Origin of the sequence: Xanthomonas sp. 10-10, from assembly GCF_040182365.1 — a bacterium.
GTDB classification, from domain to species: domain Bacteria; phylum Pseudomonadota; class Gammaproteobacteria; order Xanthomonadales; family Xanthomonadaceae; genus Xanthomonas; species Xanthomonas arboricola_F.
In genome coordinates, this window is sequence record NZ_CP144460.1 from 5,078,522 (window position 1) to 5,096,213 (window position 17,692).

Genomic DNA, 17,692 nt, shown 5'->3' on the forward strand with positions numbered 1-17,692 from the left:
TGCCGCATCGCCCGCGCGCTCTTACACCCGTGCGGACACCCCGGCCTGCAGCCGCAGCCGGCGCAGGCGCCACCACACCCCGCCCACGTGCACCAGCGAATACAGCACCAGCGCAGCGGCAATCCCCATGGTCAGCGGGCTGGCCTGCGACCCGGCAGCGGCCGCACCCTCACTGAAGGCGCCCGACGCCCAGCGCCAGGCCAGCCGGCCCAGCAGCACCAGCATCAACGCGCCGCCGATCCATGGATTGGGCGTGTACCAGCCCTGGCCGTCCACCCATTCGGCATGCGTATGGCGCAACGACAACGTACCCAGCCCGATACCGGCCGCCGTTCCCAGCGCGATGCCCGGCCGCACCTGCGGCAATCCGTAGAGCGCAAACGCCAGCGCGGCGGCGGCGATGACCAGCACGACCGCCCGCACCGCCGTGCTGACCGGCTTCCACTGCTGGCGGCCAAAGCTGCGGCGCAGACGCCGGTAGTAAATGAAGGCGATGGCCGCCATCGACAGGTACGGGGTAAACGGCGCGATGGCAGCAGCGGGCATGACCAGTCCTTTGTGGGTGAAGTGACCGCTGCAGGATGAAACCCGCCCGCACCGCGGACAAGGTGCCAAGTGTCACTTTCTACGGCCGGGCGCGTGTCGCCGTGGCGGGCACCCTTGCGGCCCGGCGCTTGCGGGCCGCCGGTGCCACCGCATCCGGTGAACGCCGCGCACGCGCGCCAGCCATTGCCACACGCGGATCCGGGCCGCGGCGGTAGACTTGCCGGCAGTACTCCCCCACCGCAGTGCCATGTCCGCCATCAAGCACCACGCCCAGACGCTGATCGACACGCTGCCCGAGACGGCAGGCTGGCAGGACGTGGTGCGCGTCGTGGAGGCCGCCAGCTTCCAGGCCGCGGTGCTGGACGGGATTGCCGCAGCCGACCAGGGCGCCATCACCGCACCGGCCCAGGTCACCGCACTGTTCGCCAGATGGGGCGTTGATGTTGCGGCGTGACTGGACTGTCCCGGCCGCCAAGCAGCTCGCCCACGCCCAGGATCACTACCACGCGCTCAACCCGACCATTGCCGCGGCGATGGCGCGGCATGTGCTGGAAGCCACCCGCACGCTGGCCGAGCAGCCGGGGCGTGGCCATGCCGGCCGCGTGCCGGGTACCCGCGAGTGGGTGGTCAAGCACACGCCTTACGTGCTGGTCTACCGCGTGCGCGAGGACGCGCTGCAACTGCTGCACGTCCATCTGGACCCCGGCGACTGGCTACCCCGCAGCGAGCCGCTGATCGAACGCATCGAGCCGTGGATTGCCGCGCTGATCAGCGCGCTGCTGCATGTGCTGATGTTGCTGATCCTGCTCTCCGCCTCCACCCCCAGCATGACCCCGCCGCAAGGCTCGGCCAGCGGTGGGCGGACCAAGGTGGATTTTGTCGGCGACACCGACCAGCCGCAGCAACCCACGCCCTCGCCAACGCCCACCCCGCCCTCGCAGACCCCCGCGCCGGTGCAGCCGCCGCCGGCCGCATCGCCGCTGCAATCGACGCTGGTCCAGAACGCCAGGAACCCGGTGCCGCCGCAGGGCGATACCCGCCGCGGCAGCCTGGCCGAGCAACGCCGTGCACAACCGGTGCAGCGCCCCACCCCGCCGCAGCCGCCGACCGAACCCTCATCGCCACCGCAACGCCGCCCGGAAACCTGGACCGGCCGCCCGCCGGGCATGCTCGACGAACCCGCCGACGCCGCCGAAGACGGCAGCGCCAACACGCCCACCATCAGCGAAGGCCGTCGCCGCGACCGCAGCAATGCCCAGCCCAGCATGGATATCGGCGGCTTCCAGGTCTATTACGACGTGCGCAGCGAAACCCAGCTGCGCGCGTGGAAGGAACAAGGCATGCAGGAGATCGCCATCATCCTGCCCGGCACCCAGCAACGCATGGTCTGCCCGCTGGATGTCGCGCTCAAGCGCGGCTCCAGCAAATGCCGCCTGCTGCCGCCGGATTCGCCGGAACTGAAATCCATCGGCGATGCCCGCGAGGTCATCAACATGATGGAGGTCTATCGCCAGGGCGAACCGGTCTGGCGTGGGCCGGGGCCGTATCGGTGAGGGGTAGGGGCCAGGTTGGCCCCGGATTTCACTTACTGCTGGTGCGGGGATGACTGCAACAGCAGCCGCGCAAGGCCTGACCGTTGCAACTCGCGACACGGCACCGTTCACAGCGATGGCGTTGAATGTCATTGATCCGTGGAGTTAAACGCCTTAAATTTTTTGACGCTAAATTAATATATTGCTCCTCTGGATCAACGCATGCTTATCTTTGTTGATGAATCAGGCACATTCACTCCGACTGAAAATGTTGACGCGTTCTCAGTGGTCGCAGCTTATGTCATCCCAGAGGATCAACTAACTTCGGCAAATAATTCACTTCTAAATTTGAAGAAAGCCTGTGGCGTTAGCTCCAAGGAGGAGTTAAAGCTTCGAAATGTCACAAATGACCACCTTCCATCGTTTTTAGCAGAACTTAGCAATTTGGATGGGATACTTTTTGCAGTGGCAGTTGACACCTCCGGCTATAGCAAGGAGGCAGCCATTACTGAACGGGAGCGTCTTGTTCATCAATTACTTGAACAAGCCAAGTCTGTCAGACATTCATTTGGCCAAGAAGAAATCCGAAAAGATGCCAAATACTTAAGCGAATTATCACCACAGTTATTTAATCAACTGCTCTGCCATGCATATCTGCTACATGCCGTAATTTCGTACGGCACTGCCTATCTCGTGCAAAAGAGTCCAGATACGCTATCGCGTTTTGCTTGGCGAATAGACAGAAAAAATGAAGTAACCTCCCCCTATGACAAAGCGGCTACTTGTTTGACTCATAATCTAGTCATGTCGATTGCGCTCATAGAGCCTATCCTTAGAGTGTATGGTGCAGACTACAGAAGCTTCGCGAAATTCGAATTTGGAGACCCGGATAATTTTGGCGTTAGAAATATCAATTTTCGGAAGATTTTTCTTGAAGATCTCGAGTTCGTTGATTCAAAGAAATGTGCCGGCGTACAAATTGTAGATCTATTAGCTTCCAGCTTACGAAGATTATTAAAGCACAAGGTAGCCCAGTCTACCCCTATCGTCGATTTGCTTGGGAGCCTCATGATTTTGCAGGGTGACCAGGGAGTTCCTGTAACATTACTCGGGGAGAACAAGAGTCAAGTTTCTCCACCTATCCTTGAGATCGTTAATAAATTGAGGCGTAGCGGAAAGCGCCTATCTCGACGCTAGCTTTTCAATATCTCGACCACAGAACAAAAAATAATCTACCGCAGCAAATACGCCTCACCGGGAAAAACGAAATCTAAAGCCGACATTAGATTGGCTGTCTGTCAGACATTTACCGGGTTGAAACTCACGCTGGCTTTCGTTTTGGTTACTTGGGGCCGGCCCAGCTTCACGCTACCGCTCGCGATACCGTGCGGAGTCGGTGTCGCGTCCGGTTGATGATGTGAGCGCTGGAGCGGGCAGATCGGATACGGTGACCAGACCTCGCGTTGGTGGCGCACGGCCGGCCGGGAACTGGCTACAGTCTGCGCAGGGCCGTGTGTGCCCACCTCATCCACCTGCGTTCCAAAGGATCTGCATGTCCCTGCATCGTCTTGTTCCCCGCCTGGGTCTGGCCATTGGCCTGTTATGCGCCTGCGCCGCACATGCCGCCGAGCCGGCGGCCGCGCATCGCCTGCTGCGCGTCACCCTGGGCGGCGCCACCGACCAGCCCGCCTCCGGGCGCCTGCTGGTGTTCGCCACCCTGGCCAAGGACGCGCAGGCGCAGGCCAAGGATGGCAAGGTGGAGGCGGTGGACACCAACCCGTTCCGTCCCAGCGACACCGCGGTGGCCGCGCAGGAAGTCGCCGGGCTTGCGCCGGGGGCCAGCGTGCAGATCGATCTGGATAACATCGCCTACCCCAGCGGGTTTTCCGCGCTGCCGGCCGGCGCCTATCTGTTTCAGGCCGTGCTGGACCCGGATCATAGCTACGGCTACAGCGGCCGCGATGGCGGCGACCTGCTCAGCGCGGTGACGCCGGTCACCCTGGGCAAAGGGGCAGCGCTGCCCGCACTGACGCTCAGTACACAGCTGCCTGTCTCGGACGACCCGTGGCAGGTGTCGCCACGCGCGCCGCAAGCCGTGCGCGATGCCGTGCCCGAGGCCAAGCTGCACACCACCGATGCCTCGATGGTGAGCCCGTCGCTGAGCGCGTTCTGGGGCCGGCCGGTGTCGCTGCGCGCCCGCGTGCTCACCCCGCCCGGCTATGACGCCAAGGCCCGCACGCGCTACCCCACCGTGTATGTCACCCACGGCTTTGGCGGCAACTACGACCGCTTTGCCGGCAGCATCGCCGCCACCTGGAGCGCGATGGCGGCCAAGCAGATGCCGCCGATGATCTGGGTGTTCCTGGACCAGGCCACGCCCACCGGCACCCACGAGTTCGCCGACTCGGTCAACAACGGCCCCTGGGGCACGGCGCTGACCGAAGAGCTGATCCCGACGCTGGAGCGCCAGTACCGGATGGACGGCAAGGCCAGCGGCCGGTTCCTGACCGGGCACTCGTCCGGCGGCTGGGCCACGCTGTGGCTGCAGACGCGCTACCCCAAGCAGTTCGGCGGCACCTGGTCCACCTCACCCGACTCGAGCGACTTCCACGACTTCACCGGGCCGGACCTGTACGCACCCAATGCCAATGTCTACCGGCGCCCGGACGGCAGCCAGTTCCCGCTGATCCGCGATGGGGGCAAGGTGGTGGCCGACCTGGAAACCTTCGCCAAGCTCGAACGCGTGCTCGGCCCGTACGGCGGCCAGCTCACCTCCTTCGAGTGGGTGTTTTCCCCGCGCGGGCCCGACGGCCGCCCGTTGCCGATGTTCGACCGCGACACCGGCAAAGTGGACCCGGCCGTGGTGGCCTACTGGCGCACCCATTACGACATTTCGGCGCGCGTGGCTGCGCAGTGGCCCATGCTCAAGCCTGACCTGGACGGCAAGATCCACCTGGTCGTCGGCACCGCCGACACGTTCTACCTGGATGGCGCGGCACGTAAATTCCAGGCGGTGCTGGACGGGCTGGGCGCCAGGAGCGACTTCCGCTATCTGGAAGGCCGCAGCCACTTCGACCTGTACAAGGAAGGCGACGACAGCAGCGCGCTGATGAAGAAGATCGCCGCGGAAATGTACGCCGTGGCGCGACCGAAGCAGTAAGAGCGGCTACTACAACGTCGCGCAGTGGCCAGGTGGATGTGGGCGGCGCGGAGGAACCGGCGGGTACCAGGGGTACATGCCGCACCGAGCACCGGCCGCACCCGCCTGGCGGCGAACACACTCGTTTCATGGGCCGCTCCAGGCACCTTCGTACCGCCAGTGGCGCGCCGGCGGTACGCGCAGGAGTTTCGCATGGGCGGTTGACGCACTCCCGGTGCCGGCGATGCAACGCCGCAGGCGCAGCATCGCGTTCGTGCAAGCGCATGCACGGCCGCTGCATGCGTTAACGCGCATCCGCATCGCAATGCCTGCAATCCACTGCGCAACGCACCGGGGCAGACGCACAAGCAGCGCGGCATTGGCCACGACGCAGCATCGCCGCGCCCCTACGCCGAGCGCTTGGGCAACTCCCATTCCATCTGCTGGCGCAACACCAGCAGCAATACCTTGAGGCTGCCGGCGCGCACCAATGCGGCGGGGGTCTGCCCATCCAGCGCATTCATCGGCTCGCGAAACCAGCGGATCAGCGCCTCGTTGTTGCCGCCGTGCAGTGCCCAGGCGTGGCACACGATCTCGCCCAGCGCCTCGATCCCGGCACTGCCCAGCAACTTGAGATGCTCCGGGGTGAATTTGAACAGCGACAGCACCAGCTCGGCATCGGCGGCCTTGCCGTGGTCGGCCGCCATCTGTGCGCTGTGCGCGGTGCTGTAGCTGGACGGTTGCGCGCGCAGCGCTTCGGCCCGGCGCATGCCGATGAGCAGGGAGTCAATCAGGTCGGCGCGTTCCACGGTGCAGTCCGGCAGGGTGTTGCGCGCACGCTAACGGTGCCGATGACCGCGCTCAATCGGGAGTCTCCCGACAGCCGCGGCGTCAGTCAGCCGGCATTGCCATCGGCGGTCTTTAACGAACGCCTTGCTAGCATCTGGGCGCGTTGCTGGCGGCGCACCGGGTGACCCGGGCCGCCGGATCTGGAGTGCCATCTCATGAGGAGTCGCCGATGAACTGGAAGTCCGCCGTTACCCTGCTTGCCCTGTCCAGCGCCGCCATGCCGGCGCTGGCCCAGCCCGACCGGCAGGTCGCCGAAGACATGATCACCCGCTCGGCCAATGTGTGCCCCGGCCATAGCACCGACCGCACCGGCCCCACCGTCAAGGCCGTGCCCGTGGGCGCGCTGCGGGTGATGCTGGAGCGCGGCCTGGTCATGTGCCCGGACCGTCGCCTGGATGCCGCCGCGCCAGCAGTGTTCTACGGCCGCCTGGGCGTCTTCGCCTGGAACCCGGAAGTGCCCGCCGCCACGACGGTGATCGTCAAGCAGATCGGCAGCATGACCCGCAACGATGACTACCCGGTCGAGACACTGGTGTGGGATGCCAAGGGCACCGCGCTCAAGCAGCAGACCGTGCCGATGTTCGAGCCCCGGCCGGGTGCGGCGGTGTTGTACAAGGTGCGCTAAGCCGCGCCTGCGCCTCGCACCGGGGCCGTTTCAGCCGGCGTCCATGCCGACGCCAGCACCCGCCGCGGCTGCGGACAGACGCATGTGCCGGCGCGCGGCATTGGCGATGGCGCTCCCCACCTTGTGGATCAGCAACGGCACCACCCAACTGGCCCATAGCAGCGCCGCGATCGTGCCCGGCGACGGCGCAATGCCGGCCCCCACCGCCGCATAGAGCGCGATGCGAAATATCACTGGCGCCAGGGTCACCAGATATGCCCGTACCATCCAGCGCCGGTGCTGGCCAACCTGCCCGCGGCGGATGGCCACCAGGCCGACGGAGGCCACCACCAGCCACGCCACTTCCGTCGCCGCGAAGGCCACGCGGATGACCATCGGCGCTGGCGAGCTGGCGATCAACCCGGTGGCGCCAAGCATCGCCACCAGCATGCCGACGAAATACGCACGCCCGACCCAGCGGTGCACCCATGCGTGCCTGCGCCAGCGTTGCGTGGCGAACTGCAGCGTGCCCAGTGCGATGCCGGCGGCGCCGCCACCCAGATGGCACCACAGCCAGCCACGCCGGGTAAGGAACATCGCGTAGGCCGGCGACTCCAGCGCGGCGTACTTCAGGTACACGTGACGCACGAACTCGGCCGCGAATGCGGCCAGCGCAAGCCACAGCAGCGCCCACGCCACGCGAGTGACCGGCCTGCCGCCAGCAACCGCAACACCGTCGCGCATTGGATCGACCCGCATGCCCCGCTCCTTCGGCCAGCCGGCTCTCGGCAGCGGCACGCTAGCATGGACACGCCGCGGGAGCGCTGGCGCAGATCCTGGGAGCGATGCGGGACGAAGGCTTACGCGTGCCGCTGCACGTCATGCGGCACCGGGTCCCGCCACTCGCCGCCGAGCCGCTGCTCATAGATTTCGTCCACGACACTGCGCGCTGCACGGGCGGCATTGAAGATGCTCTCGCCCAGAACCGACAAGCTGGTGGCATCCAGTGGCTTGCCGCTGCACACCGCCACCATGTCGCTCTGCGCAGTGATCGTGCGCAGCAGCGTGTGGAACTGGTCGATCTGGTGCAGGGTGACGCCAAAGGTGAAGGGCTCTGCGTGCGGTTGCAGCTTGGCTGCTGGCGTAGCTGTCTTGCGGGTTTTCGAAGTCGTCATGGCATCCGTCCTCGACGTGAGCGGACGAGATATCCGCCGCACGAATTTATCCCTTTTTCAGATATTTGAAAAGGGGATATAGCTTTAGTGCGGCCTATCCACGTTGCCGCCATGCCAACCAAGTCAATCCATAAAGACCATTACGACATCTTGCTGCAGCAACTGCGCGAGCTTCGCCTCGCCGCTGGGCTGACGCAGGTGGCCCTAAGCGCAGCGCTCAAGCGTCCACAGTCGTACGTGAGCGACGTTGAGCGAGGCAGTCGCCGGATGGATCTGCTCCAGTTGCGGAATTTCTGCAATGCATGCGGAACCTCGCTTACCAAGTTCGTTACCGAGTTCGAGAAGGAACTGAAGTAACCCACCGGGACAGTGCGTGTTGCTTCGTTCCTAGTTATTCGGCCCGACCGTCGCTGTAAAACCCCGCGGCTCACCGGTGATCGGGTCATCGAACGCCAACGTATGCGCGAACAACTGTAGCGGCCGCTCTGGATCATCGGGCCGCTGATCTTCCAGTTCTGGATAGAAACGGTCATGCAGGATCGGCGCGCCCAGCGCGGCCATATGCACGCGCAATTGGTGCTTGCGCCCGGTGACCGGCTCCAGGCGGTACGTCCACGTGTCTACGCTGCGTGCGACCACATCGATCACCGTCTCGCTGTTCGGCTCACCCACGCCCTCGCGCATGCGGAAGAACGGCTCGCCCGGCTCCAGCCGGCTGCGATGCACATACGGAAACGTCAGCCCCGGCAGCGGTGGTGCGACTGCCAGATAGTGCTTGCGGATGCGTCGCTCGCGGAACAGCGCCTGGTAAATCCCGCGCGTGGCCGGGTTGGCAGAGAACAAAACCAATCCGGCAGTGTCGCGATCGATGCGGTGCAGCGGCACCAATGCGGGGTTATCGAAGCGCCGCACCAAACGGGTCAACAGCGTCTGGTGCACGTAGGCACCGGCTGGCACCACGGGCAGGAAATGCGGCTTGCAAGCCACGACAATATGCGTGTCGGCATGCAACACCGTTTCCGTTGCCGCGATGATTGGCTCATCCGCGACCTCGCGGAAGTAATAGATCTCCGCACCAAGCCGATACGGCGCAGCGATATCCAATGCCTGCTGCTGCGCATCCAGTACGCGCCCACGCGCGAAGCGATCACGCCACGTGTCAGCACCAACGACCGGAAAGCACGCACACAGCGCCTCCCACACCGTGTGCCACGGGCCGGACGGGAGCTGGAACTGGCTGGCAGGAGTGCCATCGAGGGTCGGGCGAGGAGCAGACATGGCGACAGCAGAAGCGCACTCAAGCAGATGGGCTGGGATCGTACCTTGTCGCGTCGATTCTCTCCGCAGCGATGCATCGGCTCTACGATCCGAGGAGGAGACTCTCGAGCGACACCCGTTACATGCGTTATCGAAAGCGCGCACGTCATTCACCACCGTAGCTTGGCTCACCGCATCGATACGCTGCGTGCAATTGAAGTCATGGACGCACAAGCGATCTCAAGCTTTGACGTGAAGGTCGGGCTTTTTTTGCATACACATACATCGCGCTGAGAGTTGATGGCACGTTGATCGCAGTGGTAGGCATCATCTGCTGACAAAACACGCTCCAGTGGCTATGTTCGAACCTGGAACTGGGGAAGTGGGTATGGACGCAGAAGAAAACCGAGCGGAGTTGAAGCGTCCGCCGCGGTGTCGTGGCCGCTAGGCCTCGGAGGGAGTCGTTGCTTATCTACTGGTGCGCTACGGCATCGGCTGGAGGTTCGCTCACCAGGGCGGAGCGCTGTCGCAAGGTATTGCCCAATCGAATGGAATGTTCCCGCCATTTGAGTGGATTATTCTCAGCATCTGCTAGCTCACCGCGCTTATCTCGTACCTCGACGCCAGCTATCGGCATTGCTTTTCTGGAAGCTTTGGCGCCTTATTCAAATAGAGATGGCACGGATCTGCCAGTAGGCACACTTAATTAAAGTAATCATTGGGCGGGGTGCAGGATGTACTTGAAAAAGCTGGCTTTACGCAATTTTAGGCGGCTTAACAACGTTGTTATTGACCTTGCCTCAGACATCTCAATCTTCGTTGGCTCCAACAACAGCGGCAAGACATCTGTTGGCCACGCGTTACAGTTGTTTAGTGGCCGCGGCCGCTTCAACATTCATGACTTTAGCTCCGAGCTTTGGCCTGACATAATTTCGTACGGCGAAAGCGACGGACTCGACATGGGCAAGCTTCCCACAATCGAGCTTGACATTTGGTTTGAAATAGGAAAAGACGATATTCATCGCGTAGTTGATCTGCTTCCCAGCATATCTTGGCAAGGCAACTTGGTTGGGATGCGCGTTATTTATGCGCCGATCAACCCAACAGCGACACATACACGCTATACGGGAGTGAGGCAGCACGCACTAGAAGCGACACCTCAGAGAGAGGATGGAGCGCCGACTTATGACCCATCTCCCCGTAACCTCAAAGATTTTCTTCGCGATTGGCTTCATGCTGAATATGAGATTAGATACTTTGTTCTTGATCACGCGAAATTTGATCCCAGCATGGTCGCCATTGACGGCTATGTTCCATCACCTCTGAGCGGAAAAGAGCATAGCGGTAGGGATATTCTGAAGAACCTTCTCCAAGTCGACTTCCTGAATGCCCAGCGGCATCTTTCCGATGGTCAAGGTGGCTCGCGCTCGGAGGAACTCTCGCGTGTGCTTAGTCGCTTTTATGAGCGCAACCTTGAACAGAAGGGCAACGACATCGAAGCTTTGAGCGCGCTGGCAGCATCTGAGGTTTCGCTCAATAAGCATCTCGAGAGCGTGTTCGAACCGACGCTGAAGAGCCTTTCCAAGCTCGGTTATCCAGGCCTAACCAACCCGCGAATGATGATCCGCTCTGCACTCGACCCAGCGCAGATCATGAGCGGGCGTGAAGGCGCCGTAGTGCATTACGCACTAGGCGCTGATGATGGCAATCCAGACCCACCGACGTTGCCGGACAGGTACAACGGTCTGGGCTTCAAGAATTTGATCTTCATGGTGGTGGAACTCCTCGATCTCCATGCTCAGTGGCTGGCAATCGAGGAAGATCGTCCACCTGTCCACTTGATCTTCATCGAGGAGCCGGAGGCGCATCTCCACGCACAGCTACAGCAGGCTTTCATCCGAAAGGTGATGGATATCCTTGCACTCAGCGATGAAGACAAAAAGCACCAAACAAGCCAGATTGTTGTTACAACCCACTCTACTCATATCCTCTATGAGCGAGGCTTCCGTCCAATACGCTACTTTCGGCGAAGCCGTGAACAGAACGCGGCGACTTCTGAAATTCTCAATCTCTCTGTGTTCTATGACAGCGCCAAGCCAGATGATCGCACCTTCCTTGAGCGCTATCTTAAGCTCGCTCACTGCGACCTGTTCTTCGCAGACGGCGCCGTACTTGTGGAAGGCAACGTGGAAAGGTTGCTCTTGCCGCAAATGATTGAGAAGTCCGCACCTAGGCTGCAGTCAACCTACCTCACAGTGTTAGAGATCGGCGGAGCCTTCGGTCACCGATTCAAGTCCCTGATCGACTTCCTCGGCCTTACCAGCCTAATCATTACCGATCTGGATAGCGTGTTTGGCCCAGTAACACCCGCTAGCGTAGAAGCCGTCGCTGCTATACCACCGGTGCCAAGCGCCGAAGAAGCTCAGGATGATGATGAGGAGGACGACGGAGAAGACGACGAAGACACCCCAGAAGCAGCAGCAAAGCCTGGAAAGGCGTGCATCGCAAGCCACACAGGTGCTGCAACCTCTAATCAAACGCTGATTCAGTGGCTCCCAAAGTTTGACACAGTGGCTGCTCTCTGGCAGGCGACGCTTGAACAGAAGACTCAGGCGAGAACAGTGGATGGTGACGCTCTAGTGCGGGTGGCTTATCAGTGCCAAACCGAAGTCACCTGGGGCAAAGAAACTCAGAAACTTGCAGGGCGCACCTTGGAGGAGGCGTTCGCGCTCGAGAACCTCCAGTGGTCCCAGAACAAAGATCGCAGATCGCTTGGCCTTCGCATTCCAAAGGCCAGTGACAAGGATCTGAGTACACTCGCTGATCGCCTTCACAAGCGGGTTCAGAGCAAGAGCTTCAGCAAGACCGACTTTGCACTTGGCTTGCTAGCAGAAGAGCCGAATAAATGGTTGGTACCCGCTTACATCGCTGAAGGGCTTACCTGGCTCGAGAACCAGATCGCTCCACCAGAGGTACACAACGGTCACCCCGATGGCAACGAACCCCAGCCCGTCCCTATCCCTCTCGAAGAGGCGGTGTAGAAATGACAAGCCGAATCGGAAGTCCCGACACGCCGGCCGATCTAGAAGTCCGGGCGTGCCTTGATCGAGAGCCACCTCGCTCTTTCGTAGTGGTGGCGGGTGCGGGCTCGGGCAAAACTACTTCGCTCATCAAAGCGCTTGCTCACCTAGGCGAGACACGTGGACCTGCTCTACGTCGCGCCGGACAGAAGATCGCGTGCATTACCTATACCGAAGTGGCCGTGGGTGAAATATCGGAAGATGTAGGTGTCTCGCCTCTGTTCCAAATCTCTACCATCCACAGCTTCCTTTGGTCGATAGTTAGGCCATTCCATTCAGACATCCTTGTATGGGTTCAGGATCGCATCAAGGAGAAGATTGCAGAGCGGTGCGAACACTTCAATAAGCCGAGGACTCAGGAGAAGACCAAGGCCCGTCTTGAGCAGGAGATGGTCGATCTTGAGGCCGAACTTGCAGAAGTACATAAAGTTGAGAAGTTCGATTACGGAACCGGAAGTAGTTATGCCGAGGGCATCCTCGGCCATGACGACATATTGAAGCTCGCGCCGGCCTGCATCGTTGTGCGCCCCCTACTGAGACAGGTCATAGCGGCGCGCTTCCCCTACATTTTTGTTGATGAGAGTCAGGACACCCATCCGGACGTTGTCATGGCACTGCAGACCATTGCCGCTGAGCATCCGGAGCTGTGCGTTGGCTTCTTCGGAGATCCAATGCAACGGATCTACATGGGCGGAGCTGGTCCCATCGAGCTCGGCGAAGACTGGTCGGAGATTACCAAGCCCGAGAACTTCAGGTGTCCGAGAGCAGTGCTCGACGTCATCAATGCTATCAGAGCCGAAGGCGACGGGCTGGAACAAACTCGTGGCCGGACTCGAATGGTGGATGGCCATGAGCAGCCGGTGGAAGGGACCAGCAATCTTTTCGTCCTGCCGTCCGACGGAGATCGAACTGCATGCCTAATGGCCGTCAGGCAATGGCTTTCTGAGCAGACAGATGACACGCAGTGGCTAAATGATGTGCGCGAAAGCGATGTGCGCCTGCTCGTACTGGTTCACCGCATGGCAGCGAGCCGCCTCGGCTTCCCTAGCCTGTACGCCGCACTCAATGATCGCGCGCCAATGAGTCTGAGTGAGGGTCTCAGCGATGGAACCGCTTGGCCACTACGGCCCTTCGTTCAACACATTCTTCCGCTCGTTGTCTCAGAGCAAGCGGGCGAAAATTTCAATGTCATTTCCATCTTGCGCAGTGTGAGTCCGAAACTCGAGCCGGACCGGTTAAGTGGACAAGATACTGCGACTGTCCTCAGTGACCTACAGCAAGCGGTTCGAACGCTTGTCGAGCTGCTTGCGGAAGGCTCACAGGCAACTATTTTGGACGTCCTTAAACATGTGCGTGATAGCGAGCTGCTTAGACTCGACGATCGATTCGACGCGCATCTAGCCGACGATCCGCAGAACAACCACACTAGTGGCTACGACAACGTTCAAGCCTTCATAGCCTGTGGAATACAAAATCTGTGGGCCTATCAACGTTATTTTTCCGAAGAATCACCCTTCGCTACCCATCACGGCGTCAAAGGTGCGCAGTTCGAGCGCGTCCTGGTTGTAATCGATGACGATGAGGCTAACTACCGGCAGTACTCTTACGGCAAATACTTTGGCTATACGCCCCTGTCGGAGAATGACGATGAACACATTGCTGCAGGCGAAGAATCTGTGCTTGATCGAACACGAAGACTTTTCTACGTTTGCTGCTCACGTGCGACTAAAGACTTGGCAGTGGTGATCTTTGTTCCCAACGTTGAAGTGGCACGAGCAGCGATCATTGAAAAAAAGCTTTTCCCTCAAAACGTGATCCGAGGAGCCGAGCTTCTTGGGTAGCCGTGCCTACTGGTGGCGTTGCCTTCCGTTCTACGGCCATTAATCGAGTCAAGCTAAATTATTATAAATTAATGATTTTGAAAATCGATCTTTCATTGACACGAACCGCGCTTAGATTTGAGCCAATGCTACCAAAAAGGACCGCCTCCGTTATCGTCCACCTATTCCTTAAGGTCTGCGTGAACCATGAAGTGCGCCCTGACACGACTCAAGATTTTGCTGGCTAAAATCTCACTTGGGCCCCAACAGCATACCTTATAACCGGACTATCAAGTTTATTCAGAAAAATCTTCATATTCACTACGCGTGTGGTTGGATCCCTATTTTCAATCCATTCAAAGCAGCGCAGGAATATATTCCATACGAACCAAACATCTACGTCGCCACCTTGGATTGGAATATTGAATTCCCCCGTTATAACAACCCCTGCCTTCATGTATTCGAAGCTACACCTGACAGAGTTTTTCTCCGAAACTGCTTTTATGGAATGGGTTGGATTATAGGCCCAGATTCCAACCTCAGCAATAAATAACTCTAAGCCATTGGCTGTCGCTTCTATCCTAGTTGTGGCAGCTAATTGTTCGTGCTCCTTGCATAGACCAATGGAGTCGCGAAGAGTCTTTAAGCAGAGTCGAGTCGAAGCCACCGTAGTCGGAACACTTAGATCAATAACCAGCGCAGCTTTCCCATCGAGTCTTCTTGTTGAAACTCGGACACTTGTTTCAAATCCAGCACCGATTGAAATATCTCTAAATTTTTTGAGAACATCGGGGTTGTATATGTCATTTATTGATTCAGATAAAACAATTTCCCCAACTACTAGACTTAGAAATCTTGCCGGTGCTTCATACTCTTGTTGCTTGTTTGGATTCCACCTGTGTGGATTTTTGAATGAGTGATGACGCAAACTGCCCCGCAGCATCACAAGGATTTTTATCTTTTCATACAAACTTGTGTCCACTTCAAACAATTTTTGAATATGCTTTGAAGATTTGATTTGATCTATCTTTTCCGCCCCTTGAAGCCTAGCTATCACATCAGAGAGAGACCCGACGAATTTCGGGGCTTGAGACAATATTTTCGTCTGTATTTCATTACCGGTCTTTCCATCACAGTAACGAGTCTCAATGAAAAGATACAGATTATTGTAAGCATCCACATGTCGCCCGGCCGCATAAGCAATTCGCCCCTCGCGGAAATGCGATGCTGACTCGACTCTTACTTTATCAACGGAATCAACTAAGAATGCTCTTCCTATTTGCTCAAAGTCTAAAGATGCGTTTAGGGCCTCTCCACGTGAGCCGCGAAAAGATTTTATTGCGATTTTTCCGTCTTCGGCAGTATTTTCCGCGCGAAACCTTATCTCGTGACTGTCAAAATCCAAATCGAATATCTGCTGGCCTGAAATTACTGCCTGCCAATCCATTAGCCTCTCTATAGCAGCTGTTACATACGCACCTCCATTAATATTTATTTTAGGAGGATGCCCAAAAGATTCATCTATAAGCGGCGCATTCTCAATTCCGACATTCGAGTATGAAATGCAAACCTTCTTTACAACTCGACCCTCGCACTCAATGAATAACGAAATATCGCCAACCCTCACCGGCCAACTTTCCATTAATTCAACATAATTTTTAACGTCAAACGCGACTGTTATAAGCATGCTCTGACATCCTCTCCGTTAATTTTCCCGCGGTAAAATTATTTAAGTGCTGACACTCGTGACGATGGCAACCTTCGTGACGCTCTGGCAGGATATTAATGCGACTCATAAGTTTTGAAATGTGTCTTTGAACGGACGGCTAGATTGTGAGCTGCCTGCGTGGGACATATCACTTTAACTCCTTGACCTTCCGTACATCCCCCACCCGCCATCCTCGCCGCAGACTCAACTGGAGAACGCACAATGATGAAGTGGATGGGCACCGCGCTGGCCGCGGCACTGCTGGTGAGCGGTTGCGCCAAGGTGGAGGGCGAGAAGTTCGTCGGCCACTGGGTCAACGTGCAGACGCAGGAAGAGACGATGGACATCGAGCGCAATGGCGAGACCTTCATGGTCCGCAGCACCACGCCGAAGTTCTTCAGCCGTAAACCCAAGACCGAGAGCTACCCGGCGGTCTACAAGGATGGGGCACTGCAGGTGACCAACGATGGCGAGACGGTGAACTTCGCCATCGACGCGGCCAACGGCCACCTCAACACCGGCGGTGAGCAGTACCAACGCGTGGCCGCCAAGTAGGGCCGCCGCTGTCGCCAACGCACGCGGGCGTTTTGCATTTGTGGCTTTGCTGGCCGCGCCTAGGGGGCCGGCGCCCACTACGTTGAGCAAACGCCGGTCCGGATGCACCGCCCGTCGCCCGGCATCGCTGTCACGGGGGTAAGCGGAGTCAAGTTGAGTTTCCACCTGAAGGCAGTTGCATCCAGCACTCGGGCCAGCATTTCGAGGCGGCGTTTGGCGCCCATAAGCCCCACCGGCTATCGGATCAAGGCCCCAGTTGGAAAGAGCACACGATGATGAAGCGAATGGAACGACACTGGCTGCGGCGTCTTGGTGAGCGAAATGCCAAATTGGAGAGATAAGTTCGCCGGCCGCTGAGTCGAGCTTTCAGACAAGACTTTCGGCTGCTCAGACCATTCGATGTTGGGGCGCACTCAGCTGCTGTTGATCCTGCTGCTGGCTTTGCTGCTGTGCCTGTTGCTGCCGCTGCGTTTCGCTCAGCACCTGCAGCTGCGAAAGAGATTGCTCCACAGGCTGTGCGATAGCGGCGCTCGTCTTCATGTGCGCCATCAGATGCGCGGGGTTATCCAATGCGCCCTGGACGACAAACACGTTCTCGCCGCGTCCGACGGACACTGTCTGATTGCTCAACACGACGTGGTCGATCTGCGTCAGTCCGTTCGCCTTGGCCAAGTGGGCGCTACTGGCCGCCAGACGGGCACTGTTGTCGTCATAGTCACGGCCAAGGCTCTGCTCCAGGCGGCGCACAGCGTCTTCGGCCTGACGATGTAGCGGGTCTTGCAAGGGCACGGCGCCCTGGATATTGCGGTAGGTTGGCGCAGCATTGTGATCTTCACGGTTCAACTCGGGTGGGAAGGTGCGCGGGGCAATCTGCTGCAATGTCGCAGGGTCGATGTCTCCCGTTTGAGAGAGACCGTGCGCCTGCTGGTAGTTGATCACTGCTGCCTGCATCGACAGTCGGTAGACACCATCCTCCTGAAGTGGCTGATTGTCTGCGCCGCGATAGCCCTCGGCATTCAAGGTTTGCTGCACCTTACGAACCATCTCGGACGATTCACCGATGCGGAGCGTTCCGTCATCCACGAACGGCCTAGGTTCAATGCCACGATCCCGCCTTTCTACATCGATCGACAGGCGGCCGCTGACCAAATCGCCTATGTAGTTCTCGTAGTGTTGGTAGTAGCGAGTATCAACTTCCATGTGTACGTGGATCTTTGCAGTTGATTGCTTGCTCTGGACGCCTAGTGCCTGACCGTACTCGACCTGATCACCAACCTTTACGTGAAGTGGAGACATGTGCCGGACACGCAGGATGACGTCACCACCTTGTCTGTCCCGAACCTCCACCAACCCCCCGGTCGTATCGACGGCGCCTACTACTCCCGCAACAGGTGATGGGACATCGAGGGCTCTTGAAGCCGGCCCGG

16 protein-coding genes and 1 other RNA gene are annotated in these 17,692 nt (G+C 59.1%); 9 read left to right on the plus strand and 8 right to left on the minus strand.

The genetic code is table 11. The features are described 5' to 3' along the window. Positions 1 to 21: 21 nt before the first annotated feature. Complete coding sequence (locus VZ068_RS21380; RefSeq protein WP_349656435.1) at positions 22 to 546, minus strand: hypothetical protein; 525 nt, start codon at positions 544 to 546, stop codon at positions 22 to 24. 247 nt (positions 547 to 793) lie between these two features. On the opposite strand from VZ068_RS21380, the gene VZ068_RS21385 reads away from it, so the two are divergent. The 4 genes from VZ068_RS21385 (at position 794) to VZ068_RS21400 (ending at position 5,238) form a co-directional block, all read left to right on the plus strand. Next, positions 794 to 1,000, plus strand: coding sequence for a hypothetical protein (locus VZ068_RS21385; RefSeq protein ID WP_046965129.1), 207 nt, complete (start codon positions 794 to 796; stop codon positions 998 to 1,000). Next, positions 987 to 2,099: a type II toxin-antitoxin system RelE/ParE family toxin gene (locus VZ068_RS21390; RefSeq protein ID WP_349656436.1), complete on the plus strand. Its 1,113-nt coding sequence runs from the start codon at positions 987 to 989 to the stop codon at positions 2,097 to 2,099. Before VZ068_RS21385 ends, VZ068_RS21390 begins: the two co-directional genes overlap by 14 nt. A gap of 201 nt (positions 2,100 to 2,300) precedes the next feature. Next, on the plus strand, positions 2,301 to 3,275 hold the full coding sequence (locus VZ068_RS21395; protein ID WP_349656437.1) for a DUF3800 domain-containing protein: 975 nt from the start codon (positions 2,301 to 2,303) through the stop codon (positions 3,273 to 3,275). 355 nt (positions 3,276 to 3,630) lie between these two features. Beyond that, a complete protein-coding gene (locus tag VZ068_RS21400; RefSeq protein ID WP_349656438.1) occupies positions 3,631 to 5,238 on the plus strand; it encodes an alpha/beta hydrolase-fold protein in 1,608 nt (535 codons plus the stop codon). Positions 5,239 to 5,242: 4 nt separating this feature from the next. Here VZ068_RS21400 and VZ068_RS21405 read toward each other — a convergent pair. Both VZ068_RS21405 and VZ068_RS21410 read right to left on the minus strand, forming a co-directional pair. Next, positions 5,243 to 5,316: non-coding RNA, sX9 sRNA (locus tag VZ068_RS21405), on the minus strand. A 308-nt stretch (positions 5,317 to 5,624) separates the two neighbouring features. Next, complete coding sequence (locus VZ068_RS21410) at positions 5,625 to 6,026, minus strand: antitoxin Xre/MbcA/ParS toxin-binding domain-containing protein (RefSeq protein WP_259158615.1); 402 nt, start codon at positions 6,024 to 6,026, stop codon at positions 5,625 to 5,627. 233 nt (positions 6,027 to 6,259) lie between these two features. Here VZ068_RS21410 and VZ068_RS21415 point away from each other — a divergent pair, with 233 nt between their 5' ends. Continuing rightward, positions 6,260 to 6,691, plus strand: a complete 432-nt coding sequence (locus tag VZ068_RS21415; protein WP_349657783.1) for a hypothetical protein — start codon at positions 6,260 to 6,262, stop codon at positions 6,689 to 6,691. Positions 6,692 to 6,721: 30 nt separating this feature from the next. On the opposite strand, the gene VZ068_RS21420 is transcribed toward VZ068_RS21415, so the two are convergent. Both VZ068_RS21420 and VZ068_RS21425 read right to left on the minus strand, forming a co-directional pair. Further along, entirely contained in the window at positions 6,722 to 7,414 is a 693-nt protein-coding gene (locus VZ068_RS21420) for a DUF2306 domain-containing protein (RefSeq protein ID WP_349657784.1), read from the minus strand. 116 nt (positions 7,415 to 7,530) lie between these two features. Beyond that, positions 7,531 to 7,845 (minus strand): hypothetical protein, encoded by a 315-nt coding sequence (locus tag VZ068_RS21425; protein WP_349656439.1) that lies wholly within the window; start codon positions 7,843 to 7,845, stop codon positions 7,531 to 7,533. Between the two features lie 111 nt (positions 7,846 to 7,956). Between VZ068_RS21425 and VZ068_RS21430 the strand changes: the two genes are divergently transcribed. After that, positions 7,957 to 8,202 (plus strand): helix-turn-helix transcriptional regulator, encoded by a 246-nt coding sequence (locus VZ068_RS21430; RefSeq protein WP_323487587.1) that lies wholly within the window; start codon positions 7,957 to 7,959, stop codon positions 8,200 to 8,202. A gap of 30 nt (positions 8,203 to 8,232) precedes the next feature. Here VZ068_RS21430 and VZ068_RS21435 read toward each other — a convergent pair whose 3' ends face one another. After that, positions 8,233 to 9,123, minus strand: a complete 891-nt coding sequence (locus tag VZ068_RS21435; protein WP_349657785.1) for an RluA family pseudouridine synthase — start codon at positions 9,121 to 9,123, stop codon at positions 8,233 to 8,235. A gap of 713 nt (positions 9,124 to 9,836) precedes the next feature. On the opposite strand from VZ068_RS21435, the gene VZ068_RS21440 reads away from it, so the two are divergent. Continuing rightward, positions 9,837 to 12,143 carry an ATP-dependent endonuclease gene (locus tag VZ068_RS21440; RefSeq protein ID WP_349656440.1) on the plus strand — a complete coding sequence of 769 codons (2,307 nt, stop codon included), beginning with the start codon at positions 9,837 to 9,839 and terminating at the stop codon, positions 12,141 to 12,143. A 2-nt stretch (positions 12,144 to 12,145) separates the two neighbouring features. Further along, positions 12,146 to 14,023 (plus strand): UvrD-helicase domain-containing protein, encoded by a 1,878-nt coding sequence (locus VZ068_RS21445; RefSeq protein ID WP_167765576.1) that lies wholly within the window; start codon positions 12,146 to 12,148, stop codon positions 14,021 to 14,023. A 223-nt stretch (positions 14,024 to 14,246) separates the two neighbouring features. On the opposite strand, the gene VZ068_RS21450 is transcribed toward VZ068_RS21445, so the two are convergent. Continuing rightward, complete coding sequence (locus tag VZ068_RS21450) at positions 14,247 to 15,689, minus strand: hypothetical protein (protein ID WP_349656441.1); 1,443 nt, start codon at positions 15,687 to 15,689, stop codon at positions 14,247 to 14,249. 243 nt (positions 15,690 to 15,932) lie between these two features. On the opposite strand from VZ068_RS21450, the gene VZ068_RS21455 reads away from it, so the two are divergent. Next, positions 15,933 to 16,265 carry a hypothetical protein gene (locus VZ068_RS21455; protein ID WP_349656442.1) on the plus strand — a complete coding sequence of 111 codons (333 nt, stop codon included), beginning with the start codon at positions 15,933 to 15,935 and terminating at the stop codon, positions 16,263 to 16,265. Positions 16,266 to 16,652: 387 nt separating this feature from the next. Here the strand turns inward: VZ068_RS21455 and VZ068_RS21460 are convergent, their stop codons facing one another. After that, positions 16,653 to 17,465, minus strand: a complete 813-nt coding sequence (locus VZ068_RS21460; RefSeq protein WP_349657786.1) for a peptidoglycan-binding domain-containing protein — start codon at positions 17,463 to 17,465, stop codon at positions 16,653 to 16,655. Between the last annotated feature and the right edge of the window lie 227 nt (positions 17,466 to 17,692).